Source organism: Catenibacterium sp. UBA627, assembly GCF_002299355.1.
Lineage (GTDB): Bacteria > Bacillota_I > Bacilli_A > Erysipelotrichales > Coprobacillaceae > Catenibacterium > Catenibacterium mitsuoka.
Genome location: NZ_DBPF01000156.1, coordinates 11,181 through 20,584, shown reverse-complemented (window position 1 = coordinate 20,584; position 9,404 = coordinate 11,181). Strand labels below are relative to the sequence as shown.

Here is a 9,404-nt window from a genome sequence, read left to right as displayed (position 1 = left end):
CAGCAGGTGATTACAGCCCATCATTGGTTATCTGTTCCTGAATTCACTGATCTTATCTCTATTTCACAGATGACTCCTGGTCCTATCGCAATCAATTCAGCAACTTTCGTCGGTATCAAGATTGCTGGTATTCCTGGCGCAATATGTGCCACTATAGGTTGTGTATTACCGTCATGTATTATTGTCGGTATCATCAGTTATTTCTATCTCAAATATCGACATATGGATAAATTACAGAGTGTCTTAAAGATGTTAAGACCTGCCGTTGTCGCATTAATTGCGACTGCAGGTGTCTCTATTCTCACCACTGCTTTCTTTGGTGAAAGCTTCAATACATTTAAAATCCATCTTGTCGTGATATTTGGTATATGTGTTATATTACTTACTAAGTATAAATGTGATCCTATTCTTGTCATGCTTCTTGCAGGAGTTATGAATACAATTTATTACCTTATTTAAAAAAACGACCGCGAGGTCGTTTTCTTATTTCATCAATTCCTGTGTATGTACTAATTGTGCATAAGCACCATTATTTTCTAATAATTCATGATGCGTTCCTAGTTCAATGATTCTTCCTTCATCAATAACCGCAATACGATCTGCATTCTTGACTGTCGATAAACGATGCGCAATCACAATAGTAGTACGTCCCTGTGATAACTTATCAAATGTTTCCTGAATCTTTGCTTCAGTGACACTATCTAATGCACTTGTGGCTTCATCTAGAATAAGTACTGGTGGATTCTTTAAGAATATTCTTGCGATAGAAATACGCTGTTTCTGTCCACCTGATAATAAGACACCGCGTTCTCCTACATTAGTTTCAAAGCCATCAGGCATTTCCATGATATCATCATAGATTTCCGCTAGTTTAGCTGCTTCAATAATATCTTCCATTGTCGCATCTAATTTACCATAACGGATATTTTCCGCAATACTATCCGCAAATAAGAAGACATCCTGAGAAACAACACCAATGTTGTTGTGCAATGATGTTTGAGTCACATCTCTGACATCCTGACCATCTACTAAGATAGCCCCTTTTGTGACATCATAGAATCTAGGAATCAACTGAGATAAAGTTGTTTTACCTCCTCCTGAAGATCCTACTAACGCAAGTGTTTCACCTGGATGAATATGTAAATCAATATCTGTTAAGATATTTCTATCTTCTTCATACGCAAAGCTGACATGATCAATATCAATCTGTCCAGATACATGTGTGAGTTCTTTTGCATCCGAACGATCTTCTAATTGAGGTTTTGTATTAAGTAGTTCTACAAAACGATGGAGACCTGCAGTTCCATTCGCAAATAATTCCGCAAAGTTAGATAATTTACGCACTGGATTCACAAATGTGGATACATATAAGCTAAAGGTAATGAGATCAATTGTATCCATCTGCCCCTGCATAATAAGGGCTCCACCTACCGCAATAACGATCAGTGATAATGTACACATAAAGAATTCCATAATCGCATTAAAGCGACCCATAGCTTTATGGAACTGTTTCTTAGATGTTTTATATGTATCATTGGATGTATTGAACTTCTGTTGTTCAATTGTTTCATTCGCAAAGGCCTTGGCTGTTTTCATACCAGTGAGTCCTGATTCGATATCAGTATTGATGACTGCAACCTTCTGTTTAACACGAATTGAAGCTTCACTCATAGAATGACGTGATTTCCATACAACAAGTATGAAAACAGGTATCATAATCGCAATAACCAAAGCTAAACGCCATTCAATTGTGAACATGATAATAATAGAACCAATAATAGTCACAGTAGAGATAAATAAGTCTTCTGGTCCATGATGAGCTAGTTCAGTGATATCAAATAAATCAGTCGTTAAACGGCTCATTAATTGTCCAATACGATTATTATCAAAATAACCATAGCTTAATGACTGCATATGTTCAAATAAGTCTTTACGCATATCTGCTTCTACAAGAATACCAAACGTATGCCCATAATAACAAATTATATAAGTAAAGAATGAACGAACTAAATAAGCAAATAAGAAGATGATCATAACCATCCAGAATGTCTTATAGATACTATTTGGTAGTAATGTATACATACACCATCTAGAGACAAATGGAAAAGCGAGATCAATTAAAGAAATCATTAACGCACATGCAAGGTCTAAAAAGAATAGACGACGATGTGGTTTAAAGTAAGATATAAATGTTTGAAAATCCGTTTTTTGTTTCATAGTGATCCTCCCTCGGATTATTATGCCATATTTCAAGATTAAAGTAACTCATAATGTTTCAAAGCTTTATAGATTCCTTCATTATCTACTGTATCAGTAATATAAGTTGCTTTTTCTTTTAAGACATCTACACCATTTCCCATCGCTATGCGTTGTCCTACTTCTCTAAACATGGCTTGATCATTATAGCCATCACCAAATGCATAGGCATCCTCTTTAGTGAGTGAGAAATAATCAATAATATGCTTGATTGCATGTCCTTTATCAAAAACAAGAGTAGAAGTATCACATGAACCACTACCACCATGATCATTAATCACACATTCTCCTTTAAAGGCTTCTATCATCGCATCTCTCTTTTCTAACGTATCATAGAAGAAGTCACATGTATAATAAGTTCCTTCTTCATTTTTAATATGTTCTTCACCATATTCTTTCTTTACATGTGTGAGTACATCTCCTTCTAGATGATAAGGACTAGAGAATGTATCAGAGACAAAGAGTCCTCCACAGCCTAGATTATCTAGTTTCTTTTTTAGTTCTTCTACTTCAACAGGTATAAAAGGCACACCATGAAGTTTTTCACCCCTATAACTGATATAACGCCCGTTGCATGAAATAATACCTGAAACCAGTTTTCCAAAAAGATTCTCTGCATAATAAGGTGCACGTCCTGTGCAGATAAATGTATCATACCCCTTCTCTTTCAATGCTTCTAACGCTTTCTTATTAGATTCTGGAATATGTCCATGAATAGCCAATGTACCATCGATATCAAAAAATAATACTTTTCTCATCATATAGTCCTCCCTTGTATCTATTCTATCAAAAAAATCAGAAGAGATTAATGTCCCTTCTGATTTCTATATGCATAATATTTTAATTGTGTCTTCACTTTATGACTGATACATACAAATCCAAGTGAACACAAAGTCACAAGTATATCTCTCATCATATGTATACCTCCTAGTTAGTACATACTAACTATATACAATTTAAGAGAAATATGCAAATGATTTATCTTGTATAGATTGTGCAGTCTGAGATATGTGTCTCTTCTTCTTTTAAATGATAGATAATCTGACTCACTACATAATAACCATTATTCACAAAGATTTCGATGATACCTTCATCATAATAGATTTCTAAATCACACTGACCATTTAATACAGGTGTTTTATGAATATTGTATAGTTCATCATTATTCACAGATACAGCTGTACGATCTACGACTAGCTGATCATCAACATAAGAAATCTTAACACCACCTAATGTGATTGTTTCATTATCTTCAAGAGTAGTTTTCATTAAGAAAGGTGCATCAAAGTCAATAGTCTCTGTTGTATGCACAAATGTATTCTTAATTAATGGATGTACATCCTGATAGACATGTCCGTCCTTATAAGAAAGATGACGTGGCATTGTGAATAAACCAATCCATTCTTCACCTTCTAAGACTTCCTTCATTCTCATCCATCCGAGAATAGTACGTTTATTGTTTTCATCTAAGAATGTCTGAGGGGCATAGAAATCAAAGCCATAGTCAATAAACATAAGGTCTCCTGCCTTAGACATTGTACATGTTTCTTCATCAAAGTTAACTGGCATAATAGCTGCATTACTATTAGGACGTGGATAACCATCTAAATTTTCAGGTGAGAAGACTAAGAAGTACTGTCCATCTAATTCAAATAAATCTGGACATTCCCACATGTTTCCAATTGAAGAATCGATGAATCTATTCTTATAAGTAAATGTCATTCCATCTTCACTTTCATAGAATAATACTTCTCCATCAAAATCATCCCCATTTGGAACCTTACTTCCTAGGATCATATAAACATGACCATTCTTACCTAACCAGACTTTTGGATCTCTTGTATGCTGATCATGTCCTAAAGAAGGATCAGTAATCACATCGACAACCTTATATTTTGCGTCTTTATTATTGAAGTGATATCCATCATCACTAATAAGTAATGCCTGTGATGCAATTAAGTCATCCTTAATAAGTGGCTTATGGATATATTCAGGGTTTTCAATACGATACTTGATGGCTGTGTAATAAAGGTACATCTTGCCATTGTAGTTTAATGCGGAACCTGAGAAGATTCCGTTTCTGTCATAATCCTTAGAAGGATATAAAGCGATTGGAAGATGCTTAAATGTCTGGAAATCCTTAGTGACTGCATGTCCCCAATGCATTGTGCCCCATGATGTATCATATGGAAAATGCTGGTAGAAGATATGATATTCTCCATTAAAATAAGTCAGGCCATTTGGATCATTGATCCAGTTTCTAGGTGCTGTAAAGTGTAATTCTGGTCTCATTATTGTATTCCTCCATCTCACTATTCATTATACTGATATCGGTCACATATTCAATCATAAAAAGAAGTACACGATGTACTTCTCAGTAATTATACTTTTTTAATTCGCAGTTTTTTATGCCAAAGGCAGAAAACTCATCATTAGTCATATCATGAAAATAAGATTCAATAATACGTGAAATACCATTATGGGCAACTAAAAGATAAACATGCTGATCATCCTTCTTCACATCATCTAATAAGCTATAGATACGATGCGCAAGATGCAACATTGTTTCTCCTCCTTCAAAAGAGTTCACAAAACATTTCTTTGCCTGTTTGAATTCTTCTCCATCTCTAGGTGTCGATTCATATTTTCCAAAGTTCTGTTCCTTAAGTCTTAGCTCTTCTCTTGCTGGTATACCTGTTACTTCAGATATATGTAAGGCAGTATCCTTTGCACGGCTTAGGGGTGAATAGAGAATTTGATCTATATGGATATGATGTTCCTTAATATAATGTCCAAGCTCTATAGCCTGCTTATGTCCTAAATCTGTTAAGGCAATGTCCGTTGCCCCACATATCTTATTTTCTACATTCCAGATTGTCTGACCATGGCGTGTAAAATAGAAATGCCCCATTATTTTAAAGCCTCATCAAATACACGTTTGAAGTTTGCCTTGATTGAATCATAATCATCCTGGATTGTACATTCAAAGCACTTCTCTTTTCCAATAAATAAAGAAGGAACTGCATAATAATCATAATTTTCAGCTAAAGCGACATTTTCACTTTCTTCAATTTTTTCTATATCCAATGATTGATATGCTTTATTTTCTGTCATAAGTTCATCCATCGCTTTTTTTGCCTTCTGACAAAATGGACATTCTTCTAAATAAAACATTGTGATCTTTTTCATATATATCCCTCACTTTCTTACCTCTATTATTCTCTTTTTTATGCCATTTATCAACATATTTGATTTAAATGTAAGTGCTTGTTCTATTAGTTTTAATTTCAAACTAGTATATTTGTTATACAATTATGGCTTTTTTGTCATATTTATTGCCGATATATTTGATTTTTTTCAACAAGGGTCTATAATGCAAGTCAAGGAATAGTTTGATATTCCAAGTAGTGGAAAGGAGAATGATATGAAATCTAATGTTTCAAATCTAGTCAGAGACGCATTAATGTTAGGAGTACTGATCTGTTTATCACAGATTTCTGTGGCATTGCCTACAGCAGTTCCTATCACATTGCAGACCCTGGCCATCTATCTCATTGCGTGTCTTATGACACCAAACCATGCATTCTATACAGTGCTTTGTTATTTGATTATGGGAGCGATTGGTCTTCCAGTATTTAGTCATTTTAGTAGTGGTATGGGTGCTCTTATAGGTCCAACAGGAGGCTTCTTATTCAGTTTTCCTATTATGGCATTAGTGATGAGTACTATTATTACTCATGACCGTTCAGCTAAGGGCCATATTCTTGCCATGATTATTGGAACAGCTATTACTTATGGACTTGGAAGTATTTACTTCATGTATACAATGAAAGCAGCACTTCTAAGTACATTAATGACTTGTGTATTACCATTCTTACTTGGTGATGCATTAAAGATTGCAGTGAGCTGCATGATCGCATTTAAATTAGAAAAGATTGTATTAAAAAAGACAGTATTGTCATAAGGAGGATATAAACATGACAACATTTGATAAGGTAAAAGATATTATTGTAGATTCACTTAGCTGTGATGAAGAACAGGTGACATTAGAAGCATCTTTAAAGGATGATCTTGATGCTGATTCATTAGATGCCGTTGAATTAATTATGGCTGTAGAAGATGAATTTGATGTACAGATTCCTGATGAAGAAGCCAACAAGATGGCTACTGTAAAGGACATTGTTGATTACTTAGAAGTAAATGCTTATTTTTTAAAATAAATAGTTTGAATTTCAAAGAAAGAAGGTTTTCTATGGATTTAGTCAGAGAGTTGATGGAAGCTTTTGAAAAAGCTGATATCGATAAGATGAAAATTGAAATGGAAGGCGTGAAACTTGAACTTGAAAAGAGTCAACAGGTGCAGGTAACTGCACCTGTCACTGTATCTAGTGAAAGTGCGCCTGTTGTTGTACAAGAAGTAAAGGAAGAAAAACCAGTTATTAGTGGTACAGAAGTAAAGGCCCCTCTAGTAGGAGTTTATTATTCTTCTCCTTCCCCAGATGATCAGCCTTTTGTCAAGGAAGGGTCAAAAGTCACTAAGGGACAGACATTATGTATTATTGAAGCCATGAAGGTCATGAATGAAATCAAAGCACCTGTAGATGGTACTGTCCGTTCTCTATTAGTGAAGGATGAAGATTTAGTCAGCTTTGATCAGACTTTAATGATCATCGAGGAATAGTATGTTTAAGAAGATTTTAATTGCGAATCGTGGAGAAATCGCTGTTCGTATTATTCGTGCATGTAAAGAGATGGATATTTTAACGGTAGCCATTTATTCTACGGCTGATCAGAATGCATTACATGTACAGTTAGCGGATGAAGCAGTATGTGTGGGTGGTCCCAAGAGTGCTGATAGTTATTTAAATAAGGAAGCGATTATTACTGCAGCTGTTGAGACAGGATGCCAGGCGATTCATCCAGGTTTTGGTTTTTTATCTGAAAATAGTGATTTTGCAAAACTTGTAGAAACATGTGGACTGAAGTTTATTGGTCCTAAGGGTGATGTTATTGATGCATTAGGTAATAAGTCCAAGGCAAGAGAAATGATGATTGAAGCGGGGGTTCCTGTCGTTCCAGGATCGAATGGTTCAGTCAATACATATGAAGAATTAAAAGAAGTTGTCAATGAGATTGGTTATCCTGTGCTTATTAAAGCGAGTGCTGGTGGTGGAGGACGTGGTATGCGTAAGGCCTTTAGTGAAGATGAACTAGAGAATGCCTTTATGACTGCCAAGGCAGAAGCCAAAGCATGCTTTGGTGATGATGATATGTATGTAGAAAAGCTTGTATTGAATCCAAAGCATATTGAGTTCCAGATTTTAGCGGATGAGCATGGCAATGTGATTCATTTAGGCGAGAGAGACTGTTCTATTCAAAGACGTAATCAGAAAATGATAGAAGAAGCACCATGTAAGGCACTTGATGCATCTCTACGTTTAAAAATGGGTGAATCTGCAGTCAAAGCTGCACAGGGTGCTGGTTATACCAATGCCGGAACTGTTGAGTTTGTTTTAGATGAACACAACAACTATTACTTTATTGAGATGAATACGCGTATTCAGGTTGAACATCCTATTACTGAAATGGTCACTGGTATTGATCTCATTAAGCAGCAGATTCGTATTGCATCAGGTTTACCTTTAAGCTTTAAACAGGAAGATATTACTTTACAGGGTCATTCTATTGAATGTCGTATTAATGCGGAAGATCCCTTCCATAACTTTAGACCATGTCCTGGTCAGGTGAACTTCATGCATTTACCTGGAGGACCAGGTGTTAGAGTGGATACGATGTTATATACAGGTTATACGCTCCCTACTCAATATGATTCAATGGTCGCAAAAGTGATTGTCCATGCCCCTACTCGATTAGAAGCAATCAAGCGTATGAGACGTGCTTTAAGTGAACTTGTGATTGAAGGTATTACGACTAACCAGACATTACAGTTCTATATCCTACATCAGCCTGATTATATTAAAGGACATTTTAATACAAGCTTTATTGAAACACATTTAGATGAGATGGTGAGTGAAAATGGATAGTATCTGGAAGAAAAGAAAACAACAGTTACAGGACTTTCGTCGTTATTTAAACAAAGACAACAAAGTCAAGAAACAGGAAGTGCCTGATGGGTTATATCAGGCGTGTCCTAATTGTAATAGTACAATTCGTACACTTGATTTAAAGAATCATTTACAGGTATGTCCACAGTGTGGTCATCACCTCTTTATTGATGCGTATGCACGTCTAGACGCGTTATTTGATTCAGGCAAGTATAAGGAATACTACACGTCTATGAAATCAGGAAATCCATTAGGATTCCCTGGTTACGAAGAAAAGTTAGAGAAGTATGAATATAAGACAGGGTTACATGATGGTGTTGTTGTCGCAGGTGGTCGTATTGATCATATGCGTACGATTGTCGTTGTGATGGATCATCGTTTTATGATGGCTTCTATGGGTAGTGTAGCTGGTGAAAAGATTACACGTGCAATTGAAATGGCAACAAGAAAGAAATTACCTTTAATTATTTTTACATCAAGTGGTGGTGCAAGAATGCAGGAAGGCATCTTCTCTTTAATGCAGATGGGTAAGACATGTGCTGCATTAAAACGTCATTTAGATGCTGGACTTCTTTATATTTCTTATTTAACACACCCTACAACAGGTGGTGTCACTGCATCATTCGCAATGCTTGGTGATATTAATATTGCAGAACCAGAAGCTTTAGTCGGTTTTGCAGGACCTAGAGTTATTGAAAGTACTATGAAGACAAAGCTACCTGCTGGATTCCAGCGTGCTGAATTCTTAGAGGATCATGGCTTTGTAGATATGATTGTGGAACGTGAGAAGATGCGTGACACATTGGCTTTATTATTACGTATGCATGCATAAGGAGGAATTATGTCTTTAAAGGAAAAGGAAGAAAAGATTGCGGAGCTAGAAAAGAAACTTGCAGTCATTAAGAATGATAGAGAAATAGATTCCAGTAAGATTGAAGAAACAATCAACGATTATAAGAAAGAGACATATTCACATCTTTGTGCATATGATCGTGTTTATCTTGCAAGAAAGCCTGAACGTTCTCATATACATGAGTTTATTGATCATGTGTTTGATGAGTTTATAGAAATGCGTGGTGATCG

At 35.6% G+C, this 9,404-nt stretch carries 11 protein-coding genes and 1 pseudogene; 7 read left to right on the top strand and 5 right to left on the bottom strand.

The annotated features are described in order from the left end of the window. Positions 1 to 459 (top strand): chromate transporter (locus tag B2S90_RS10775; protein ID WP_286697037.1); only part of this gene is annotated, 459 nt, incomplete at its 5' end. A gap of 24 nt (positions 460 to 483) precedes the next feature. On the opposite strand, the gene B2S90_RS10770 is transcribed toward B2S90_RS10775, so the two are convergent. The 5 genes from B2S90_RS10770 to B2S90_RS10750 form a co-directional block, all read right to left on the bottom strand. After that, positions 484 to 2,217 (bottom strand): ABC transporter ATP-binding protein, encoded by a 1,734-nt coding sequence (locus tag B2S90_RS10770; RefSeq protein ID WP_055233208.1) that lies wholly within the window; start codon positions 2,215 to 2,217, stop codon positions 484 to 486. Between the two features lie 38 nt (positions 2,218 to 2,255). Beyond that, positions 2,256 to 3,017 (bottom strand): HAD-IIB family hydrolase, encoded by a 762-nt coding sequence (locus B2S90_RS10765; protein ID WP_279068506.1) that lies wholly within the window; start codon positions 3,015 to 3,017, stop codon positions 2,256 to 2,258. Positions 3,018 to 3,234: 217 nt separating this feature from the next. After that, positions 3,235 to 4,548, bottom strand: a complete 1,314-nt coding sequence (locus B2S90_RS10760; protein WP_055233206.1) for a glycoside hydrolase family 32 protein — start codon at positions 4,546 to 4,548, stop codon at positions 3,235 to 3,237. Positions 4,549 to 4,630: 82 nt separating this feature from the next. Then, complete coding sequence (locus tag B2S90_RS10755) at positions 4,631 to 5,167, bottom strand: histidine phosphatase family protein (RefSeq protein WP_286697036.1); 537 nt, start codon at positions 5,165 to 5,167, stop codon at positions 4,631 to 4,633. Then, a complete protein-coding gene (locus B2S90_RS10750) occupies positions 5,167 to 5,445 on the bottom strand; it encodes a glutaredoxin family protein (RefSeq protein ID WP_215656578.1) in 279 nt (92 codons plus the stop codon). Before B2S90_RS10750 ends, B2S90_RS10755 begins: the two co-directional genes overlap by 1 nt. A 235-nt stretch (positions 5,446 to 5,680) precedes the next feature. Between B2S90_RS10750 and B2S90_RS10745 the strand changes: the two genes are divergently transcribed. The 6 genes and pseudogenes from B2S90_RS10745 to B2S90_RS10720 all read left to right on the top strand — a co-directional run. After that, positions 5,681 to 6,220 (top strand): biotin transporter BioY, encoded by a 540-nt coding sequence (locus tag B2S90_RS10745; protein ID WP_278780684.1) that lies wholly within the window; start codon positions 5,681 to 5,683, stop codon positions 6,218 to 6,220. A 13-nt stretch (positions 6,221 to 6,233) separates the two neighbouring features. Next, positions 6,234 to 6,476, top strand: coding sequence for an acyl carrier protein (gene acpP / locus B2S90_RS10740; protein ID WP_286697035.1), 243 nt, complete (start codon positions 6,234 to 6,236; stop codon positions 6,474 to 6,476). A 32-nt stretch (positions 6,477 to 6,508) separates the two neighbouring features. Further along, complete coding sequence (accB, locus tag B2S90_RS10735) at positions 6,509 to 6,937, top strand: acetyl-CoA carboxylase biotin carboxyl carrier protein (RefSeq protein ID WP_006504255.1); 429 nt, start codon at positions 6,509 to 6,511, stop codon at positions 6,935 to 6,937. 1 nt (position 6,938) lies between these two features. Then, positions 6,939 to 8,300, top strand: coding sequence for an acetyl-CoA carboxylase biotin carboxylase subunit (locus tag B2S90_RS10730; protein ID WP_117458889.1), 1,362 nt, complete (start codon positions 6,939 to 6,941; stop codon positions 8,298 to 8,300). Beyond that, complete coding sequence (accD, locus tag B2S90_RS10725; protein ID WP_270396977.1) at positions 8,293 to 9,153, top strand: acetyl-CoA carboxylase, carboxyltransferase subunit beta; 861 nt, start codon at positions 8,293 to 8,295, stop codon at positions 9,151 to 9,153. Before B2S90_RS10730 ends, accD begins: the two co-directional genes overlap by 8 nt. A gap of 9 nt (positions 9,154 to 9,162) precedes the next feature. Next, positions 9,163 to 9,404 (top strand): annotated as a pseudogene (locus tag B2S90_RS10720) (acetyl-CoA carboxylase carboxyl transferase subunit alpha); the annotation flags it as partial.

What these genes read in the sequence shown, in the direction of transcription:
- B2S90_RS10770 (WP_055233208.1), bottom strand. Translation starts at nt 2,217, where the DNA reads ATGAAACAAAAAACGGATTTTCAAACATTTATATCTTACTTTAAACCA.
- B2S90_RS10765 (WP_279068506.1), bottom strand. Translation starts at nt 3,017, where the DNA reads ATGATGAGAAAAGTATTATTTTTTGATATCGATGGTACATTGGCTATT.
- B2S90_RS10760 (WP_055233206.1), bottom strand. Translation starts at nt 4,548, where the DNA reads ATGAGACCAGAATTACACTTTACAGCACCTAGAAACTGGATCAATGAT.
- B2S90_RS10755 (WP_286697036.1), bottom strand. Translation starts at nt 5,167, where the DNA reads ATGGGGCATTTCTATTTTACACGCCATGGTCAGACAATCTGGAATGTA.
- B2S90_RS10750 (WP_215656578.1), bottom strand. Translation starts at nt 5,445, where the DNA reads ATGAAAAAGATCACAATGTTTTATTTAGAAGAATGTCCATTTTGTCAG.
- B2S90_RS10745 (WP_278780684.1), top strand. Translation starts at nt 5,681, where the DNA reads ATGAAATCTAATGTTTCAAATCTAGTCAGAGACGCATTAATGTTAGGA.
- acpP (WP_286697035.1), top strand. Translation starts at nt 6,234, where the DNA reads ATGACAACATTTGATAAGGTAAAAGATATTATTGTAGATTCACTTAGC.
- accB (WP_006504255.1), top strand. Translation starts at nt 6,509, where the DNA reads ATGGATTTAGTCAGAGAGTTGATGGAAGCTTTTGAAAAAGCTGATATC.
- B2S90_RS10730 (WP_117458889.1), top strand. Translation starts at nt 6,939, where the DNA reads ATGTTTAAGAAGATTTTAATTGCGAATCGTGGAGAAATCGCTGTTCGT.
- accD (WP_270396977.1), top strand. Translation starts at nt 8,293, where the DNA reads ATGGATAGTATCTGGAAGAAAAGAAAACAACAGTTACAGGACTTTCGT.